The sequence below is a fragment of the Verrucomicrobiaceae bacterium genome, assembly GCA_016713035.1.
Lineage (GTDB): Bacteria > Verrucomicrobiota > Verrucomicrobiia > Verrucomicrobiales > Verrucomicrobiaceae > Prosthecobacter.
Genome location: JADJPW010000011.1, coordinates 76,121 through 97,376 on the forward strand (window position 1 = coordinate 76,121; position 21,256 = coordinate 97,376).

The window sequence follows — 21,256 nt, forward strand, 5'->3', positions numbered from 1 at the left end:
TCATTTCTTCATCCCCTTCATGCGCAACCCCGAAGACCATCGCCATCTCCTCGCCCAGGCCGTGCTGCATGTGCGCAGCCAGCGGGCCACCTCCCGCCGCACTCTGGCGGATGTCATCCGCCTCTCACCCACCACGGCGGGGCAGTATGCTGACCAGCTCATCGCCAGCGGTCACCTGCATGAAAACGGCCTCGAAAAAGCCCCCATGGGCCGCCCCAAGCGATCCCTCACCACCAACGCAGATGCCGGGTGGTTCGCCGGCATCGAGTTCAATGCCGAGCGCATTCAGGGTGTGCGTGTGGATTTCTCCGGTGTGAAAACCGAGGCCCGCAGCACCACGCTTCCCGAATCCGTCACCCCCAAAGCCGTCATCACTGAGATCAATAAAATGATCAGCGCATTGGCTAAAGGCACCCCCTGCCCGCTGCTCGGCATCGGCGTCGGCGTGCCCGGCATCGTCGATCCCGTCAGCGGCACCGCCCGCGATTACGCCTTCATCGAAGGCTGGAAAGATGTCCCACTCGCCCAAACGCTCCACGCCAAGCACGAGGTGCCTGTCACGCTCGATAACAACCTCCGCACCATCGCCCTCGCCGAGCGCTGGTTCGGCGGAGCCAGTGATCTGGCTGATTTCGTCATCCTCGGCCCGCGCAGCGGATTTGGCATCGCCATCGTCATCGGCGGGCGCGTCGTCACTGGCACCGAGCACGCCGCTGGTGAAATCGGCCGCTGGCCCTTGGCCGATGGTGGCGAGCTGCACGACTCGCTCTCCTCACCCGCCGTCTGGCGTCGTCTCACCGGCAAAACCAAACGCGCCAGCCAGCCTGCGGACCTCCATACCGCGTTCGCCTCCCTCGCTGGTCAACGTGACGAAGCTCGCGCGGCCATCATCGCCGACTACTCCCGCGTCCTCGCCAGCCTGCATCTTTTGCTGGATACCCACAGCTACTTTCTCCACGGCCCCCTCACCGCTCTGGGTGATGCGTTTTGTGCCGACATCGCCACCGGCATGGCAAATGCAGTGCCCGCCTTGAAGGGGAAACCCCTCCGGCTCATCGCATCACGACTCGGCGATGATGCCGGAGCCCTCGGTGCCGCCAGCCTGGCGATGGAGACGTGGGTGCCTGGGGTGCCTTGAGTTCGTTCACTCCGGCAGCTCCTCGCCGCTCGTTTCAGGCAGGAAAGCCAAGAACACCAGTCCCAGCAAAAAGAAGCCACCCAGGCAGGAAATCGCCACTCGCAGGTCCAGAGTCGCTTTCATCCATGCGGAGAGCCAGATCAGCACCGGAGCGGCCAAGATGCGGCCCGTATTGAAACAGAAGCCGGAACCCGTCGCTCTCAGATGCGTGGGGAACAGCGCTGGAAAATACGCCGCATAACCCGCGTGAATGCCCTGCGCAAAAAAGCCGAACACGGGCATCAAGAACAACAGCAGCGTGTAGCTGCCAAACTGCCACGGCACCCAACAGACGATGGGCGTCATGATCAGCGCCGCGATGTGCATTACGACAAAGGTCTTCTTGCAGCCCCAGCGTGCCGCCAGCGGGCCAAACGCCAGCATCCCAGCCCCCGCCCCCGCCGTCTGGATGAAGCCAAAGGCGATCTTGGACTTGCTGGACCAGTCCGGGTCTTTGACACCCTTCAGATACTCAGCCGCGATGTCCTGCCCGGCCACCACCACGCCCCAGAAAGTTGCCAGGCCCACCATCGCCAGCAGAGCGCCGAAAATCGCCCGTGCCCGCCAGCGCGGGTCCCCGAGCAGCTCGCTAAAACTCCCCATGCGCTCCTTCTTCGCCTCGCGGGCGGCTTTCCAGCTCTCCGGCTCTTTGATGCTCAGCCGCACCCACAGGACTAGCAGTGCAGGAGCTACCCCCATCAGGTAGGCCGTGCGCCATTCCGTGCCCACCCAGAGTCCCGCCGCCGCTGCGAGCCACAGCCCGGCCACGCTCGTCGCATGAAAGATGCCCCCTGCACGCTCACGGGCCTCCTTTGGGAAAACCTCCGCCACCAGCGCCGCGCCCACGGCCCACTCACCGCCCACGCCCATCGCCACCAGAAAGCGTAGCGCTCCCACCTGCCAGATTTCATCGGCAAAAGCTGTGATGCCGGAAAACACCGAGTAAAACAAGATCGTCAGCGCCATCACCGGATTGCGCCCCCATTTATCCGCCAGCGAACTGAACAACAACCCGCCGAAGGTCCCACCAATGAGGAAGATGCCCAGGAAGCGCTCACCCCACAGCTTCACCAGAGGATCATCCGCCTTCACATCCAGCAGATCCGGCAGCATGTCCGCCCGCGTGAGATTGTAGATCTGCCCTTCAAACGCATCAAAGATCCATCCCAATGAAGCGACGATCAAAACAAGCCACTGATAGCGAGTGACAGAGGCATACCATGGAGTGCGGGCGAAAGACATGTGTGTGAATGGAGTGGTGGTAAACGCAAGATTGTTCATCATCTTGCCATATATTGCAATACTGGAATATATGAGATGGGATTGCCTTTCGCCATGATGCTCCCTCCACCAGTAAGCATACTAAGCATCAGTGATGCTGATGTGAAAGCTGTTGAATAGGTAAGGCTAGCGCGATTCCAGCTTCACGTTGTCGATGAAGAAGGCTGTCTTCGTGGTGCCCAGGGCACTGAAGAGCAGGTAGTGGGCGTCGGTCCAGCCGGGTTTGGCGGCAAAGGTGAGGTAGCCTTTTTTCTCACCATCCTGGCAGGTGAAGGAGACCGTCCAGGTGCCAGGCTTGACGGGTGTGGTAGCCGTGGCGGCGACTTCGGGGGTGGCGATGATTTCCACATGCACCCATTGGTTGGGTGCGACTGCAAACGGCACGGGATGGCCCTGCACGCCAGGGGAAATCTTGCCATTCTGCCAGCGCACATACGGCCCAGCTCCGAACTCGCCGGCTTTGTTCCGCATCTCGAAGAACCAGTCGGCACCGGGCTGGGCCATGATGTCGAATGTGACGTGGTAAGTGCCGGACTCGGCCCACTTCGGGTAGATGTCGAGCACGGGATCGTAGCTGTGCTTCAAGCCGGGGGCGTCCTGCACTTTGAGGCTGCGTTTGGATGCAAAGCCCACTTCATCCGTCACGCCGATGCTCTCGCCCTTGTTTTCGGTGGAGTATTTGGCGTTGCGAATGCCGAGGGTGCCAAGTGAGGCGCGTTCAAAGCTCTGATCGACCTTGTAAGGCGGCGCAGGCCACGGTTTGGCGTCGGTTTGCCACGTGGGATAGTCGTGGCCTTTCGCGGCGAGTTCTTGCCATGCGGCTTCGGTTTTGCGGACTCCGGCCAAGGTGAGGTCCCAGGGCTTGAAACCGAGCTTTTCGGCTGGTGAGCCGGGTTTGAGGCGAAAATCGCGTTTCTCGATATTTTCGAACATGGGATCAGCAAACCGGCTTTCGCGGTCGCGGCCCATTTTGCGCCATTCTTCCCAGGTGAAGTGGCTTTTGGTCAGTTTGGCGGGGATATTGCCGTCGGTGGGCCAGTAGAGGTTTTTGCGGAAGATGAGGCTGTCCTTCGGATCGCCGCGATCAATCTTGTCGAAGAGCTTCCAGTTCCATTCGCCGCCATCGAGCAGTGGCGATGCGGGGTCCCAGACGACGATGTTGTTCATGTAGCGGAATCGCAGCCGTGCTTCGTTTCGCGAGGCCTGAATCTGCGCGGAGTTGCCGAAGGCGAAGATGTTGTTCCGCACGGTGTTGAAGTAGCCGTAGTGCTGATGGAAGCCCGCGTTCCAAGTGTCGTGCACGAGGTTGTTTTCCATCAGAGTGTCGGTGGCACCTTCGTCATTGTAGAGTCCCCAGCCGCCGTAGCGATGGCTGGCGATGTGATGGACGTGATTGCCTCGAATGATGGTGCCGGGCGAGGTGCCGAGGCCGTAAAAACCGCCCATGTCGCTCAGATAAGCCCAGCCGAGATGATGGATGTGATTGTTCTCCACCAGCGTCTGCCGCGAGGCCGTGTCGCCATAGCCCCAGTTCCATCCGGCGCTGATGCCGGTGTAGTAAAAGTCGCCGATGTCGCAATGCGTGACCGCGCAGTGCTGCGTGTGCGTGAAGACCACGCCGCAAGCGCTCGGATGCAGCCGCCCACCGTGCTGCATGATGCAGTCATCGACGATGATGTGATGATTCACGCGCTCTTCATTGGGCCGGGCCGTTTCGCCGACATATACGCCACCGCCGCCGAGGTCGTGCAGGTGGCAATGCTTCACCGAGGAGTCCGCGCAGCCGTTTTTGAACCAAATGCCGTGCAGGCCGATGTGGGCGATCTCGCAGTTTTCGAAGTGAATGCCGCGTGAGTCCTCGATCTCGATGCAGCCATCGCTCGTCGTTGCAGCCTGGCCGTCGTGCAGGCCATCGGCGGGATACAGATGCTGGCTGTATTGAAACGAGATGCCTTCAAAGCGCACGTCGTGTGCGCCTTTCATGACGATGAACTTCGTCACCACGGGTGCGATGACTTCGGCTTTCGTCATGTCCTCGCCGGGCAGTGGGAGGTAAAGCCCCTCGCTCTTCGCCTTGTCGAGAAACCACTCGCCCGGCGCATCCAGCGCGGCGCGGTAGTTTTCCATCCAGAAGCGCTGATCCGGCTCGAACTCGACAAAGGGATACCGCGCCCGCCCTTTGATCTGCACGGCGATCGCTTCGTCGTTCAGCGCCTTGATGCGGCACTGCCCCACGGCCCAGGCATGAGTCACAGTGATCAAAACGTCGTCGCGCTCGGCCTGTGGGATGCCTTTGAGCACCTCGAACTGCTCCGCCGGAATGCTGAAGGCGTGGAAGTTCATGTTCTCCTTCAAATCCGGAAACACACCCGCTCCGACCGCCTCGGTGATGTGGTGGTAGCCTTTGTTCGGCGAACGAGCCAGCGTGGCGCGGCGGCCATTGATCCAGAGCTGCTCAAACTTCCACGCCTTGTCCGGCAGTGCGGCTTTCCACATCGCGCCCTGCTTGACCCAGCCGGTGATGGGCTTGCCAGCCATGAAGACGGCGTTCTTGCCGCTCCATGTCACCTGTGAGTCATCTTTGCCGAGTGTGATCGTTTCCGTGATCGGATGCACGCCATCCTCGACGATGATGCGCACGGGTTTCGGAGCCTTGCGAGCTTGTTCGAGCACGGCGGTGAGGTTGCCTGGAGTGAGTGAGATATCGGCAGCGGAGAGGCAGGAAACGAGTGCGAGAAAACAGACAGTTCGGAGCATGGAGGGGTGGAGATTGGGGGGCGGCTATTTCACCCAGATTTCTCTCTCCGTCGCGTCGATTTCCGCCTCCCACGCTTTCAGGCGTGATTTTAGGTCGTCCATGATTTCTGGATGCTGGTAGCCCAGGTTTGTTCGCTCGCCGATGTCTGCCTCTAGGTCAAAGAGCAGGTCCATCGTGTTGCCATCATTGATGTACTTCCATTTGCCGTGGCGGATGGCTTTTTGCTTCCGGTTTGAGCGGTCGATGCGCCAGAAGAAGGTGCGATCCACGGGCTTTCCGCCACCAGTGAGCATCGGGACGAGGTCGATGCCATCGAGCGGCTTTTCTGGCGGAGTTTTGGCACCTGCGGCAGCGGCGAAGGTGGCGTGCAAATCCATGGTGATGGCCATTTGCGCCGTGGTTTTGCCTTTCGGCAGTTTGGCGGGCCAGCGCATCACGCATGGCACACGAATGCCGCCTTCCCACACGGTGGCTTTGTGATGAAACAGCGGCGCATTGCGGCTGTAGCGCTCACCGCCGTTGTCACTGGAGAAAACGACCAGCGTATTCTCCGCGAGGCCGTTTTTTTCGAGTTCGGCCAAGATCATGCCCATGCCTTTGTCGATGCGCTCGACCATCGCTTTATAGATGGCGCGGCTGCCGTGGTGCATGCTGTCCTTTGTCACCATGGGTGTCTGTGGTGCATCTGGCGGCTGAAAAGGCGCATGCACAGCGAGATGCGGCACATACAGGAAGAAGGGCTGCTTCGCATGCGTGCGGATGAAGTTCACCGCACGCTCATTCACCAGATCGGTGAAGTAGCCCTTGGTCTTCACCGGGGCTAGGCCATCTCGCAGCGCATAGGTGCCATCATAATAGGCGTGCTGGTAATAATCAGCGTGGCCCAGCAGCTCGCCAAAGTATTCATCAAAGCCGCGATTCACCGGATTGAACTCATCTTTGAAACCGAGATGCCATTTCCCAAAGGCACCCGTGGCGTAGCCCGCTGCTTTGAGCTTCTGCGCCAGCGTGATCTCCGTCAAAGGCAGCCCCAGTCCGTGAAAGTCCTTTTCCGGCACCCACTCGCCCTTCACGCGGCGGAATTGCTCCACCTGGTAGCCGAAAGCGAACTCGATGCCGCAACGCTGCTGCCAGCGGCCGGTCATGAAGCCCGTCCGCGTCGGAGTGCAGACGGGAGCGTTCGCGTAGAAATCCGTGAAGCGCACACCCTCTGCCGCGAGACGGTCGATATTCGGGGTACGAATGTCCGTGGCCCCCATGCAGCCCAGATCGCCATAGCCAAAATCATCTGCGAGCACGAAAACGATGTTCGGCGGCACTGCGCCGAGAAGCGAGCAGGAAAGAACAGCGAGATAAAGAAGCAGGAAGCGCATGGTAAAAAGTGGACTGTGTAAGCAACGTCCTAGATCCACCGTCTTTCCAAGCGTGAAACGATTCCTGCCATATCTGCTGCTCGCCCTCACCGCGCATGCGGAGGATGGCGCGGCGCTTTTCGAGCAGGAGGTGCTGCCTCTGCTGCAAAGGCGCTGCTACGAATGCCACTCGCATGAGAAGAAGATCAAAGGTGGACTGGCACTGGATCTGAAAAGCGGCTGGCAGACAGGCGGGGACCACGGCCCGGCCATCAAGCCCGGTGATCCTGCCAAGAGCCTACTCATCGAGGCCGTGCGCTACACGAATCCCGACTTTGAGATGCCCCCGAAGGGGAAGCTCCCTGCGAGTGAAGTCGCTGTGCTCGAAAAATGGATCGCCCAGGGAGCCCCAGACACACGCGTGGCCAAAACCACGGCCCCAGCAGCCCGCAGCATCGACTTCGAAGCTGGAAAACAATTCTGGGCCTTCCAGACTGTGCGTGATCCGGCTGCTCCTGCCGTCAAGAACAGCGCTTGGCCCCGGCAGCGGCTCGATGCCTTCCTTTTGGCGAAGATGGAGCAAGATGGCCACACCCCGGCACCAGATGCGGATGCCGCCACGCTCCGGCGGCGGCTCTCCTTTGACCTGCTGGGGCTCCCTCCTGATCCCAGCGATGCGTCCGATCCCACCGATCCAGCTTACATTGATAAGCTGCTCGCCGATCCCGCCTTTGGTGAGCGCTGGGCACGCCACTGGCTGGATCTCACTGGCTACGCCGACCAGATCGGCACCTCGAACAATGTCTTTGCGGAGCATGCCTGGCGCTACCGCGACTACGTGATCGACGCATTCAATCACGACAAACCTTTCGATCAATTCATCCGCGAGCAGATCGCCGGGGATCTACTCGCCACTCCCACGGCGGAAAGCATCACGGCCACCGGTTTTCTCGTGCTCGGTGATGTCGAAATCGTCGCGGTCGATAAATTAAAAATGGAGCATGATCTCGTCGATCAGCAGGTCAGCAAGATCGGCACCGCCTTCCTCGGCATGACGCTGGGCTGCGTGCGCTGCCACGATCATAAATTCGATCCCATCGCCCAGAGTGACTACTACGCCATCGCGGGCATCCTGCGGAGCACTCGCAGCACTTACAAGACGGACAACGGCGTGTGGAGCAGCGTGCTCAAAAGCGATTTGCCGGAAAAACCGGCCGAAATGGCTCTGCGGCAAAAAGTGGCTGAAAATCACCAAAAACGCCTCCAGGAGCTGGAGGCCGATTTAGCCGCCAAAAAGGCCCAAAAAGCCGATGTGAAGGCCCTCCAGGCCGCTATCGAGCACGCCAAGTTCTTTGCGCCCACGGTGCCAAAAGCCTTTGCCGTGCGTGATGCCGAAAAACCCGCCGACATGCGCATCACCATCCGTGGCAATCCCTACGCCCTAGGCAGCAGTGTGCCACGCGGCACGCTCCGTGTCGCGAGCTGGGCCGCCTTTCCAGCCATCCCACCGGGCCAAAGTGGCCGCGTGCAACTGGCTGACTGGATCGCCCACCCGAGCAATCCACTCACGGCCCGCGTCACGGTGAATCGCATCTGGCAGAAGCTCTTCGGTGAGGGACTCGTGCGCACGGTCGATTACTTCGGCACGCGTGGCGAAAGGCCCAGCCATCCCGAGCTGCTCGATCACCTCGCCACGCAGTTCATGAAGAACGGTTGGTCGCAGAAGCAGCTCATTCGTGAGATCGTGCTCTCGAGGGCCTACCGGCAGAGCAGCCTCACGGATGCGCGGCTGGTGATGCAGAATTCCTTCCGGCTCGATGCGGAGGCGCTGCGGGACTCTATGCTGGCACTCAGTGGCAAGCTCATCGCCAGTCATGGCGGCACGGCGCTGCCGCTGGAGTTCCCGGAGAATGTGCAGAGCCTCAGTCCCGGCGCGGTGAATCCACCAGCCTTCAGCTTTAAAAAAGCACGGGCCGTGCAGGATTTTCAGCGCACGATTTTTCTCCCCGTGATCCGCACTGCCGCGCAGCCGGGCACCGCGCGGCTGCGGGATGTGTTCGATTTCACCCAGCCCGCCCAGATCGCTGGCAAACGGCCAGAAACCATTGTCCCCACACAGGCTCTCTATCTGCTGAATAGTGACTTCATCCGCGCTCGCGCCACCGACATCGCGCAGCGCATCACCCAGGCGGAATCACCCACCGCAGAGCGGCTCCAACGACTGTGGATTCTCGTCTTAAACCGCCCGATCAGCATTGCCGAGCGTGAGGAGGCCATGAGCCTACTCGATTCCCTGCCCGCAGAAAAAGCATGGATCGAGCTCTGCCATGCGCTGCTCACCTCGAATGAGTTTTTATTCCGTCGGTGATCTGGATGACTCTGCACACCTTCTCACAGCCTGCTGAATGAACCGACTCGTAATACACGCTTTAAAGACATGAAAAAGTCCACCGCCATGCCACTCTCCCGCCGTGACTGGCTGCGCCGTAGCGCGGCGGGATTCGGTGCGCTGGCGTGCCACCACGCTCTGCATGCGGCGGGTGGGCCACTCGCAGCGCGGGAGCCGCAGCTGCCGGCGCGGGCGAAGCGGGTCATCTTTCTCTTCATGTCCGGCGGGCCATCCCAGCCGGATTTGTTTGATCCAAAGGACTACATCCGGCGCATGCACGGCCAGACCATCCATGCGCCGATCAATACCAATGAGCTGCGAGTCGGCACGGATAAATTCCTGGCCCTGGCCACACAGGGCACCGTGAGGCCGCGCGGACAGAGCGGCCTGATGATCAGCGACTTGCTGCCGCATACGGCCAGCATCGCGGATGAGATCTGCATGCTCCGCGCGGTGCATGCGGACAATAATCAGCACCAGCCTGCCGCGCTCCAGTTTCACACCGGCTACACCACCGAGGCGCGGCCCTCCGTGGGCTCATGGATCAGCTACGGGCTCGGTTCTGAAAGTGCGAATCTGCCCAGCTTCATCACCATCCTGCCAGATAGCGATACGCGGCTGTACAGCTCCTCGTTTTTGCCCGCTGCTCATCAGGGCACGAAAGTCGTCATCCCAAAGAACGACAAAGAGCCGCCCATCGACTACCTCGCGGACATCACTGGTGATGCGAAGGCGCAAAGGACGAGGCTCGACTTCACCCAGCGCATGAATCGCCGCCTCCTGGCGCAAAGCGGCGGCGATGCACGCATGGAGGGCATGATCGAGAGCCTAGAGACGGCCTTTCGCATGCAAACAGCCACGCCGGAGCTCATGGATCTCTCCGGCGAGTCGGAAGCGACCAAAAAACTCTACGGTGTGGGCGAAAAAGGTGTCGATCCGAATGCCCGCGCCTGCCTGCTCGCGCGGCGACTCAGCGAGGCCGGGGTGCGCTTTGTCCAAGTCACCATGAGCGGCTGGGATCACCATGACTGGATCGCGAGCAAACTGCCGAACATGTGCATGGCAACGGATCGCCCCTGTGCTGCGCTGATCAAAGACCTGAAGTCTCGCGGCCTGCTGGAGGACACACTCGTGGTCTGGAGCGGTGAATTCGGCCGCACACCGTGGAGTCAGGATCTCAGTGGGAAATCACCCATCGACAAACACGGGCGCGAGCACCAGCCGGAGAGTTTTTGTGCCTGGATGGCCGGTGGCGGCATCAAGCCAGGCATCACGCATGGCGAGACGGACGATTTCGGTTTTCGACCCGTGTCGGGCAAAGTCCATCTGCATGATCTGCATGCCACGATCCTGCACCAGCTCGGTTTGGATCATGAAAAGCTGACTTGGCGGCACCTGGGCCGCGATTTCCGCCTCACGGATGTGCATGGGAATGTGGTGCGGGAGATTCTGGCCTGATGACAGCGCCCAAAGGCCCGCTACGCTCTGCCACATGTCCGAAACCACCGCCGCCGATCTCGATCTGCTGACGATCCCGCAGCTCAAGCAAGTCGCCTCATCCCAAGCGCAGCCTTACCGCATCCATGTGCAGGTGGAGCAGCACTCGCAGCGGACCACGGCAGGTGGCGCACCGTTTTTGGAGATCCGACTGGCCGATGCGGGCGATTCACTGCTGTGGCGTGTGTTTGATAACAATCCGCTCTTTCTCGATGCCGGCTCGCTGAAGCGCGGCGACTTCATCGAGCTAGCGGCGCAGTGGATCGACACTGGAAAATACGGCCTGGAGCCCAAGCAGCCACGTCTGCGGCATCTGAGTGAACCAGAGCGCTCCACGCTGCTGCTGGGTGATCCAGACCTCGCCGTGCAACAAAGGGCCGACTACGCCGACATTCGGCGCTTCACCGGTGAAATCCGCGATCCACGGCTGCACACACTCTGCGTGCTGTTTCTAGAAAAGCATGGCGAGCGCTTCCAGCGCACCGCAGCGGCCCGGCGCAACCACCACGCACGCCGTGGCGGCCTAGTGGAGCATGTGGCGCAGATGATGCGCTGCGCGGTGGCCATCTGTGGCGTGTATCCAGCCCTGAACCGCGATTTGCTGATCGCAGGCGTGTTGTTTCATGATTGCGGCAAACTCTGGGAGAATGCGCATGCGGAAAATAGCTTCACCCAGCCGCATAATCTCACAGCGGAGCTCTTGAGCCACATCCCGCTGGGCATGGAGCTGGTGAACAAAATGTGGCGAGATGTCATGGAGCGCCCAGAAGCCGCCGAGTGGACACATCTGGAGCCCAGCGCCGATACGACGCGGCTACACCTGCTGCACCTCATCGCCGCGCATCACGGTGAGCTGCAATTTGGCTCCCCGTGCTACCGAAGACGCCAGAAGCCATCGCGCTGCATCACGTCGATAACATTGACGCGAAGCTGGAGATGTTCCGCAAAGCGTATGAGACAGGCAAAGAACTCGCGCCGGGCATCATCGAAAAATTCCAGCCCTGGCCCGTGAACATCGTCGCTCCGCTGAAGGTGGTGAGTGGGCTGGCCGAATCACCACCCACCGAACAGGTGGAGGTAGTTACTCCAGCATGAGTGCACCGAAGCGGCTGACTTTTTGCTAGCAGCATGACGAAGAATCCGGCTGAATGAGCGTTCACACGCCCTCCCAGTCATGATTCGTCTTCTTTTCGCCTTCCTCACCTTTGCGGTCGCCCTTCGTGCCGCAGAGCGGCCCAACATCGTCTTCATCTTCTGCGACGATCTCGCGCTCCAGGCCATCAGCTCCTATGGCGACAAGCGGAAGCTGCTCGATACGCCAAACATGGACCGCCTCGCCAAAGAAGGCATGCGCTTTGACCGCTGCCTCGTGACGAATTCCATCTGCGGCCCCATGCGTGCCGTGATCCAGACCGGCAAGTACTCGCACGCCAACGGCTTCTACAACAACAGCAATAGCAAGTTCGATAGCTCTCAGCCCACCTTCCCGAAGGTCATGCAGAAAAGCGGCTACCAAATGGCCGTGATCGGTAAATGGCATCTCATGACCGATCCCGTGGGCTATGACTACTGGAACGTCCTCCCTGGCCAAGGTGCCTACTACAACCCACCGATGATCGAAAATGGCAAACCGGTGAAGTATGAAGGCTACTGCACCGACATCATCGGCGACCTCACTTTGAAATGGCTGGACTCCCGCGACAAAACAAAACCCTTCATGATGATGTGCCAGCACAAGGCTCCGCACCGCGAGTGGGAGCCGCCGCTGCGCCTGCTCGGTTTTGACAAGGATCGTGTCTATGATGAGCCGGAGACGCTTTTCGATGCCTACAGCGGCCGTAGCAAAGCGGTGAGCGATCACGACATGGGCATCGACCGCACCTTTACCGAGCGCGACGCGAAACTCGTCGTGCCTGGCAATCTGAACGAGGAACAGAAGAAAGCCTGGAATGACTACTACGAGCCACGAAACGCTAAATACGCCGCCGCAGCGCCCACGGGCCGTAATTTGGTCAAATGGCGCTACCAGCGCTACATGCACGACTACCTCGCCTGCGTGAAGGCGGTGGATGAAAACGTGGGCCGTGTGCTCGATTACCTCGATAAAAACGATCTCACCAAGAACACCGTCGTCATGCTCAGCAGCGATCAGGGTTTCTATCTCGGTGAGCATGGCTGGTTCGATAAGCGCTGGATCTTTGAGGAGTCCGTGCGCACGCCGTTCATCGCCCGCTGGCCCGGTGTCATCCCAGCCGGCAGCAGCAACTCGCAGCTCACTAGCCTCGTCGATCTCGCCAGCACCTTTCTCGACATCGCGCAGGCTCCGCCGATGGAGGGCGTGCATGGCCGCAGCCTCGTGCCGATCATGAAAGGTAAAACGCCTGCCGATTGGCGAAAATCGCACTACTACCACTACTACGAGTATCCCGTGCCGCACCGCGTGCGCCCGCACTACGGCGTGATCACAGATCGCTACAAGCTCATCCATTACTACAAGCCGGACGTGGACGACTGGGAGCTGCTGGATCGCAAAAAGGACCCGCTGGAGACCAAGAGCTTCTACAATGACCCCGAATACGCAGACACTGTGAAGGAGCTCAAGGCCGAAATCCTGCGCCTCCAGAAGGAACTCGGCGAAACCATGCCGCCACCACGTTTCACCCATGGCAACAAGGCCTTCGATGGCGAGCCTCAGCCCCCTGAGCAGCCGAAAAAGAAGGGCAAAGGCAAGAAAGCGAAGAATTGAGCACCGCAGAGAGTCTGTTTCTTTGTTTGAACTGCGTGGCGATTGAGGGACACTCACACGCCACGCTCCCTCACGCCTGATCAACCATGATGAAACGACTTCCAGTGCTCGCCCTCTGCCTCTGCGCGGTGGCTTTGTGCTCGTGCGGCGGCTTTGGTGAACCGAAGAAGAAAAAGAAAAGCTCCAAACCAGATTCAGAACGAACTCTGCAACAGCGGCTCGACATGCCAAGCATCGAAAAGCGCAGCCGGTATGAGAAGATGATGACGAGCGGTGGGGATCGGAACATCGGCTCGCATTACCAGAAGCAGATGCACAGCTACGGCAGCTTCAGCGGGAATCGCCAAGCAGGCGGGATGAAGTGGCATAAGGTGAACTACGCCGCAGGATTGGGCTCCTCCCCTTATGGCAACGATGCCTTTAGTCAGGCGGGGAAATCCAGCCAGATCGGGGATAAGGCCTTCGATACATCCCTGAACCGCAATGCCACCATGATGTCCCGTGAAAACAAGAACATGGCCAGCGAAGGCAACCAGGTATTCGAGACTGATCCAGCACTGACGCGGAGCATGAGCAGGGGTAAGTGGCCCAAGATCATCGAGAATCGCCCCACCGGCAGCGGCGCTGGGGAGAAGACGTATTCCGAGGATGAGCTGAAGCGTATGCTCGGCAGACCGTGAAAAGGAGCCGCAGGACTCCTGCGGATGGATTTTTTCTAACTCGGCAGAAAAGCTGGCACGGGCCGTGCTGAGAGGAGTGGTCGTTCAACTACCCGGCTTCGGGTGGGCAAAACCTCAACTCAACTCAACTCAAACACACACCTCCACGCATGAAGCTCCTCCGCCTCACCACGCTACTCGCCCTCAGTGCCGCATCCACAGCGCTAGCAGGCACCGCCCCCGCCCCGGCTCCGAAAAACCCCGTTGCTCCCGTCGAACCAGCTCCCTCCGCGCTCTTTGACAGCATCGGAGCCACGCTCGATGCCGGTTATGACAGCCGCTACTACTACCGTGGCCTCTGGTTTGCCGATAACATCGTCTGGTCCTCGCTGAACCTCAGCGTGCCTCTCACAGAGAAGCTCTCCCTCGGCCTCGGTGCCACCTACATCTCCACCGTGCAGACCCCCTTCGGCAATCCGAAGAACAGCAGCGGCTTTGACTATTCCGAGATCGATGCCCTCGCCTCCCTCAACTACAACGCCGGCTGGGCCAAGTTCGGCGTGCAGTACCTCCACTACTTCTATCCAGATACCTATTCGGGCTCCTTCCCCCCCGGTGGTGCCAATGGCGGCACGGACCCAGAATTCGGCATCAAAGGTGCTGGTGAGGTCGGATTCACCGTCGCTGTCCCGCTCGGTGCTGCGAACCTCTACGGCGGCTACTACTACGACTTCCGCGTCGGTGGCTCCTACTTCCAGCTCGGTGCGGACTACACATGGGCCGTCAATGACTGGCTCAGCATCGTCCCTGCCGTCCAGACCGGTTATGGCATCGACTACTACACTGGCAATGGCTCCGCCCTGACCAACAACGTCGGCCTCCCGCTCGCCAATGCACCCCGCTCGGGCTTCACCCACCTGCTGGCCTCCATCAGTGCTCCGATGAAGCTCACCAAAATTGCGACCTTCACGCCCTACGTGGCCTGGAATCACAGCTTTGACACCCGCTCCGCTCTGAACTTCACCACCCACAACGAAGTCTTCTGGGGCGCCAAGCTCTCCCTCGCCTTCTAATTCACTCTCTCGGTTAGTCTGATTCCATGGTTGGAACCGCCCCCGGTCAGCTCTGCTGGCCGGGGGTGTTTTTTTGAGACTGTTTCATCGCAAGGGAAGAGTCCTCCCATAGTCCTCGCTTTTCCTTTCCTCCAAACGGAGAGAACACCTATCTCCTCCGCGTTCCCTGACGCCCCATTCCCGATTTTTCAGCTCTCAGCTTTCAGTCCCCATCTCCCCGCGCAGGCCTTTCCTCCATGAATCTCTCCCTCCGCCCCGCCACGCTCGCCTCGCTCGATGCCTTCCGCGCTCGCCGTGCTGAGCTGCTCCGCACTCGCGGCATCCTTTGCGCCATCGCCATCGCACTCGCGGCATTCACCGTCATCGCCTTGCTCGACCGTGCGTGGTTCATGCCGGATGCCATACGGCCCTATTTCACCCTCGCCGCCTACGCTGGAGCTGCATTCGCTGCGTGGAAAGTCGCCCTGCGCTTCATCTCGCAGGCAAAAGGCCAAGAAGGTGCCGCCAAGCTCATCGAAACGGCTGAGCCCGCTCTCCGCGAGCGAATCCTCGCCGCCGTGGAGCTTTCCGCCTCTGGCGAGGTCAAAGACAGCGCCGAATTCCGCCAAAAGCTCCAAGACGATGTCGCCACCGCCGTCGAAGGCGTCGATTGGGACAAGCGCCTGCCTGGTCGCTCACTGCGGCCCTGGTTCCTCGCCGCACTCGGCACCGCCGCAGTCGTCGGCGGCCTGTGCTTCATCCCCGGCCTGCACCTCCCCGGCTTCCTCGTCCGGGCGGCCGTACCTTTTGCCAACTTCGAGCGCCCCGCCTCGCTCAAAATCACCATCGTCGAGCCAGCACCCGCCTCCACGCTCGCCCCCATCGGCAGCGAGGTGCCCCTCATCATCGAAACCGAAGGTGCCAAGGCCGCGACCGCCACGTTGGAAATCCTCACCGATGGCAGCCGCCCGCGCAAAATCGAGCTCACCGCCTTTGGCAGCAACCGCTTCGACGGACTCGTCCCCGTCGGTCAAAACGACATCCAATACCGCGTCCACGCCGAGGATGCCATCACGCCCTGGCACACGCTTTCCGCCCGCGCACGGCCACGCATCGTCAGCTTCGAAAAAACCATCGTCCCGCCCAAATACACCGGTTTGCCCGAAACGAAGCTCACAGAGGACCAGGGCGACCTGGAGGCCCTCGAAGGCTCCACCGTCAAAGTGGTGTTGGAAGCCAACGACTACTTATCCGAGGCCCAACTCGTATTGAATGCGGAAACCTCAAACAAGGCTGTCTACCCCCTGACTGTATTCAACGAGAATTACGCAAGCCACGCTGCTGCTTCAATCGAAGTGAAAACGGAAAACCAATCATGGTTGGTTCTTTTGAAAGCTGATGAAACCGGCTTCACCAACGAAGAAACCACCCCCTGGCGCATCACCAGCATCCCCGACCTCCCGCCCACCGCGCAGATCTCCGAGCCCGCGCAGCAGATCGAGCTCCTCCCGGATGAAGCCGTGCGCCTCACCGGCCTCGCCACCGACGACGTGGGCCTCGCCGCCGTCTCCCTCTCTCACGCCATCAACGGCACCAAATGGACCGAGACCCCGCTCGTCATCACCAAAGCCACCAAAGAAGCTCAAGTCACCCATCTCCTCCCGCTCGCCCCCCTCGGTGTCAAAGCGGGCGATGCCGTGCTCTTGAAACTCATCGCCACCGACCTCAAAGGCCAGAAAGCCGAGTCCCAGACCGTCCGCGTCATCCTTCTGGAGCAGACCATTGATCCGCGTCAGCGTGACTGGGCCGAAAACCAGCGACGCCTTGCGCAGCGGGCCGATTCCCTCGCCAAGCAAACCCGCGAGCTCACCAAATCCCTCGACCAAGTCCGCAAGCAGGAGAAAAAAGATCCTGCAAATGCCGACACCGCCCTCGCCAAGGCGCAGAGCGAACTGGAGCAGGTCAAAGAGCAGTCTGAGCAGCTCTGGACCGACCTCAAAGAAGCCGCCAAAAACGCCCCGAATCAGCTCGATGCCGCTGAGGCCCAGCTCCTCGGCGAAAAGCTCGCCCAGCTCCGCCGTGAGGCTTTGCCCAAAATGGCCGCCCTCGAAAAAGGCGACACCGAACAGCTCGACGCCCTCAAAAAAGCCTCCCGCGTGGCCGATGCCGACGCCGATGCCATCGCCAGCGCTGCCAAGGCCTTCGCCAATGAAGACACCGCCAAGATCGCCGCCCAGGAATCCCAGCAGCTCCAGCGCCAGGCCAAACTCCTCACCGAAAACGCCTTGCCCGCCAACCGCGACGCCAATCAGCGCCCGCAGTGGCAGGAGCAGCAGCGGGCCATGATCGCCCAGACCGAGGCCCTCAAAAAAGACCTCATCACCCTCGACGAAACCAGCCGCCAGCGTCACGCCGGTCAGCTCAAAACCCTCGACAAACAGCTCACCGAAACCGCCACCGATCTCAACGCCTCGCTCGACAAGCCGGATCAAACCAAAAGCCCCGAGCACCTCTACGGCGCTAGCGATAACCTCCGCAATCGCCTTCAACAAACCGCCGACGCCACGCGCCAGATCGCCGAAGCAGCCACCAAAGAAGCCGAGCAGCGCCGCGAGCAGCTCATGCGTCAGGACAACCCCGCCCTCGTCGCCTTGACCGAAGCCCGCCAAGCCCTCGCCGAGGCCGAATCCGCTGCGAAAAAGCCCGATAAAAAGCAGAAGCAGGAAAAAGACGGCATCACCCCCGCCGAGCGTGCTCAGCAGAAACTCGCCGAAGCCTCCAAACAACTCCAGGACCAAGCCGAACTCCGCGAGCAAAACCAGCTCACCAACACCCAGGCCGCGCTCGACACCAACCGCGCCTCCCGCGCCATCGACGAACTCGCCCAGAACGCCAAAAAAGCCGCCACGCCCGAAGAGATCGCCACCGCCAAAGCGCAGACCGAAAAGCTCGCCCAAATCGCCCGCACCCTTGAGGCCGACGCCGCCATCCAAGAAGCCGCCCAGGCCCTCGCCAGCGCCCAGCAGGCCGCCATGCAGCCTGCGAATAAACAGGACCTCCCGCAAACCGCCGCCCTGGCCAAATCCGCCGCCGAAACCCTCGCTGAGGCTCAAAACCAGCTCAGCCGCACCACCATTGCCGCCGAGCTGACCAAACAAAATCCCCAGGCCGCCAACCAACTCCGCCAGCTCAGCGAAGAAGCCAAAAACACCGCCAAGAACGCTGCCGAGCAAAACAAAAACCTCGCCAATCAAGCCGCCCAGGCCCAGCCGAACCAGCAGCTCAATCAAGACCCCGCTCAGCAAGCCACCGCCCAGGCCCAGATGAAGGCCAACGAGCTCGCCGCCCTCATCGAACCGCAAACCACCGCTGCCCGCGCCGATCTCGCCATTCTCACCCCCGAGGTCAGCGACATGATGAAGAAGGTCGCCGCCGATTTGAAGAAAACGCAGGAGCAGACCCAAAACGCCGCCAACGAAGCCAAAGCCGAAAAACCCGTCGCCGCCGTCGCGGAGAAGGCGCAGGCCTTGAAGGCCGAAAATGCCGAAAACACCGAGAAAATGGCCGCTTTGCAGGCTGCCCTCCGTCAGGAAGCCAACGCCGCCGATTTGACGCAAAAACCCGAAATGCAGATGGCCCGCGCCGCCGATGTCGCCCTGGCCCAAATGCAGAAAAACACCCCTCAAATTGCCCAGAACCTCAAACAAGCCGCCCAGGCCACCCAAAGCCAACCCCAGGCCCAAAATTTGCAGCAAGCCGCCGATGCCCAGCAGCAAGCCGCGCAGGCCCTGAACCAGCTCGCTCAGAACATGCAGAAGCTCGAAGACGGCCAGCAGCTCACCGAAGCTGAGCAGGCCGCCATGGCCGGCATGGAGCAGGAACTCGGCGTCCAAGAGCCCCTCGACGAATCCTACCAGCGAGCACAGGAACTCGCCGAAATGGCTCAAAACGCCAAAGAGAACCCGCAGGCCGTATTAGCCGCCCTTGAAAAAGAGCTGCCGAAAAACCCCGCCATGCAGAAAGCCCTCGCCACCCTCGCCAAAGACACCGCCCAGCAAAGCGAAGCCGCCGTCGCCAAAGAAAGCCAGCAGCTCAGCAGCACCGGCATGGCCACCCTCGAAGCCGCGAACGACCTCAAACGCGTCGCCCGCCATCAGGACCGCCTCGGCGACAAACCCGCCGCCCAAACCACCGCCGAAGCCGCCCAAGCCCTCGAAGCCGCCGGCAAACAAGCCCAAGCCACCCAAGCCACGCCCCAGGCCAATCCCCAAGCCGCCCAGCAAGCCCAGGCGAACGCCGCCCAGGCCGCCAAAGCCGCCGAAGCCACCAACAGCAAAACCGCGCCGCCCCTTTTCACCAGCCCCCTCGCCCAAATGCAGGGCCAAATGCTCGCCCAAGCCCTCGACCAAATCGACGCCCAACTCCACCCCGCCGCGCAAAGCGCCAGCGGTCAGCCGCAACAAGGCCAGCAGGGCCAACCCGGCCAGCAACAAGGCCAACAAGCCCAAAACTCCCTCAACCAAGCCCAACAAGCCCAGCAGCAACAAATGGCCGACTCCCGCAACAGCGGCCAAACCCCCGGCCAACAACCCAGCCCGCAGCAGATGGCTCAGAACCAGCAGCAGAGTCAGCAAAACGGCGCTCAAAGCAACGAAGGCGGCAACAAGAGCCAGCTCGTGAAGGCCGAAGGCGAGCTCGGCACCATCACCGTCCTCGTCCCCGGCGATTGGGGCCATTTGCCTCAAAAAATGGCCGATGACCTCACCGAAGCCACCCGCAGCGAAGCCGCCCCCGAATACCGCGCCGCCATCGAAAGCTACTACAAAGCCATCGCCCAGAAGGCGAAGAAGTAGAAGTTGCCAAGTCGGCAGCTCACTTGGTAGTCTTTAACTGCCATGAAACACATCCCTTTTCTGCTCCTGCCTTTTGTCTTCGGTGCAACGCCCCTGATGTCCGCTGATGTTGAACTGGGTCGTTTGAAGCAATCCTACCAAGACGCGACCAAGCGTGCATTGGAACCAATCAACGCCACCTATGAGAAGGAGCTGCTCCGCTTGTTGGAAAAGCATACCAAAGCTGGGAAACTGGCCGAGGCTATTGAAGTCAAAGAGGAAATCGAACGGCTGACTGGCCGAGTGATTAAAGACACCGCAGGAACGCCAGCATCGCCCGAAAAATCAGTCGAACGTTTTTTTGCCGGACGTACTTGGAAAACTGGCCTCGGAACGAAATTTGACTTTAAGCGTGACGGGTCAGGCACTCGACAGCTCGGCTCCGACAAAAAACCTATCGTTTGGAAAGTCGGCGTAGATGGCATTGTGGAAGTCACGGGTGAAAAGAATGGTTCGGGAACCATGGAAAACTGGTTCTTTAAATTCCTCAGCCGCGATGAAGGCTACATAGGTGGTGCCAAAGACAAAATTGACGGGCGTGTGAATCCGGACTGAACCGCAGGCATATCTTCGTGAGCCATGCCTCCTCCATAAATGGCCGACGACCTCACCGAAGCCGCCCCCGAATACCGCGCCGCCATCGAAAGCTACTACAAAGCCATCGCTCAGAAGGCGAAGAAGTAGGTTCAGTCACCCTTCGTTGCGGCATGCCATTTCCTTGAGGCGTGATTTGCCAAAACGCGTGTACCTTGCACCTGTGCGGCATGCTGGAGACACCGCCCGTCATCCATTGGCCGCATGCGCCGCCGCACCGTCTCACTGAGCGAGGGACCTATTTCGTGACGGCAGCGACGCACCTCAAAGCACATCACTTTCGCGGGGCAAAACGGTTGGAGGTTTTGCAGCGTGGATTGCTGACCGTGGCTGCGAGTTATGGCTGGGATTTGGAGGCTTGGGCGGTGTTCTCCAATCACTACCACTTTGTCGCGAAGTCGCCTGCTTCGGCGAAGACTTTGCCGGACATGCTTAGCGTGCTGCATTCCAAGCTTGGAGGCTGGGTGAACCGCCTCGACGGCACACCTGACCGCAATGTGTGGCACAATTTCCGCGAAACACAGCTTACCCACCCGACCTCCTATTTCGCCAGGCTGAACTACACACATCAAAACGCTGTGCATCACGGACTCGCCCGTGTCGCGACGGACTACCCGTGGTGCTCCGCCTCCTGGTTCGAGCAACACACCTCCCCAGCGATGGTTCGCTCGATCCAACGCTTCAAAACGGACCGAGTGAAGGTGCCGGATGAGTTCGAGGTGGATGCGGATTGGTGAAATTTTGCTGACGCGAGGCTACAATGATCCTTACCTGATCACATTCTCTCCGTTTCTGGTGATTCGCCTTACCCCGCCTGGAGTCAACAGCCAGAAGATCTCCAGACGGGGCGGCGAAAGTG

13 protein-coding genes are annotated in these 21,256 nt (G+C 60.4%); 10 read left to right on the forward strand and 3 right to left on the reverse strand.

Annotated features, from left to right (window positions below):
- Positions 1–19 precede the first annotated feature (19 nt).
- A complete protein-coding gene (locus IPK32_23660) occupies positions 20–1,138 on the forward strand; it encodes an ROK family protein (protein ID MBK8094881.1) in 1,119 nt (372 codons plus the stop codon).
- Positions 1,139–1,144: 6 nt separating this feature from the next.
- Here IPK32_23660 and IPK32_23665 read toward each other — a convergent pair whose 3' ends face one another.
- The 3 genes from IPK32_23665 to IPK32_23675 all read right to left on the reverse strand — a co-directional run bounded on the left by IPK32_23665 (position 1,145) and on the right by IPK32_23675 (position 6,589).
- Positions 1,145–2,419, reverse strand: coding sequence for an MFS transporter (locus IPK32_23665; protein MBK8094882.1), 1,275 nt, complete (start codon positions 2,417–2,419; stop codon positions 1,145–1,147).
- A gap of 165 nt (positions 2,420–2,584) precedes the next feature.
- Positions 2,585–5,215, reverse strand: coding sequence for a right-handed parallel beta-helix repeat-containing protein (locus tag IPK32_23670; GenBank protein ID MBK8094883.1), 2,631 nt, complete (start codon positions 5,213–5,215; stop codon positions 2,585–2,587).
- Between the two features lie 24 nt (positions 5,216–5,239).
- On the reverse strand, positions 5,240–6,589 hold the full coding sequence (locus IPK32_23675) for a sulfatase-like hydrolase/transferase (protein MBK8094884.1): 1,350 nt from the start codon (positions 6,587–6,589) through the stop codon (positions 5,240–5,242).
- Between the two features lie 52 nt (positions 6,590–6,641).
- Between IPK32_23675 and IPK32_23680 the strand changes: the two genes are divergently transcribed.
- The 9 genes from IPK32_23680 (at position 6,642) to IPK32_23720 (ending at position 21,134) form a co-directional block, all read left to right on the forward strand.
- Complete coding sequence (locus IPK32_23680) at positions 6,642–8,936, forward strand: PSD1 domain-containing protein (protein ID MBK8094885.1); 2,295 nt, start codon at positions 6,642–6,644, stop codon at positions 8,934–8,936.
- 69 nt (positions 8,937–9,005) lie between these two features.
- Positions 9,006–10,415, forward strand: a complete 1,410-nt coding sequence (locus tag IPK32_23685) for a DUF1501 domain-containing protein (GenBank protein MBK8094886.1) — start codon at positions 9,006–9,008, stop codon at positions 10,413–10,415.
- Between the two features lie 34 nt (positions 10,416–10,449).
- A complete protein-coding gene (locus IPK32_23690) occupies positions 10,450–11,466 on the forward strand; it encodes an HD domain-containing protein (GenBank protein ID MBK8094887.1) in 1,017 nt (338 codons plus the stop codon).
- Between the two features lie 162 nt (positions 11,467–11,628).
- The gene (locus tag IPK32_23695) at positions 11,629–13,200 is read left to right on the forward strand and encodes a sulfatase (protein MBK8094888.1); all 1,572 of its coding nucleotides are present in this window, start codon (positions 11,629–11,631) and stop codon (positions 13,198–13,200) included.
- 86 nt (positions 13,201–13,286) lie between these two features.
- Entirely contained in the window at positions 13,287–13,880 is a 594-nt protein-coding gene (locus tag IPK32_23700; GenBank protein ID MBK8094889.1) for a hypothetical protein, read from the forward strand.
- A 149-nt stretch (positions 13,881–14,029) separates the two neighbouring features.
- Positions 14,030–14,932: a hypothetical protein gene (locus tag IPK32_23705; protein ID MBK8094890.1), complete on the forward strand. Its 903-nt coding sequence runs from the start codon at positions 14,030–14,032 to the stop codon at positions 14,930–14,932.
- A 236-nt stretch (positions 14,933–15,168) separates the two neighbouring features.
- Positions 15,169–19,764, forward strand: a complete 4,596-nt coding sequence (locus tag IPK32_23710) for a DUF4175 family protein (GenBank protein ID MBK8094891.1) — start codon at positions 15,169–15,171, stop codon at positions 19,762–19,764.
- A gap of 42 nt (positions 19,765–19,806) precedes the next feature.
- Complete coding sequence (locus tag IPK32_23715; protein MBK8094892.1) at positions 19,807–20,358, forward strand: hypothetical protein; 552 nt, start codon at positions 19,807–19,809, stop codon at positions 20,356–20,358.
- 209 nt (positions 20,359–20,567) lie between these two features.
- Entirely contained in the window at positions 20,568–21,134 is a 567-nt protein-coding gene (locus IPK32_23720) for a hypothetical protein (protein MBK8094893.1), read from the forward strand.
- The last annotated feature ends 122 nt before the right edge of the window (positions 21,135–21,256 follow it).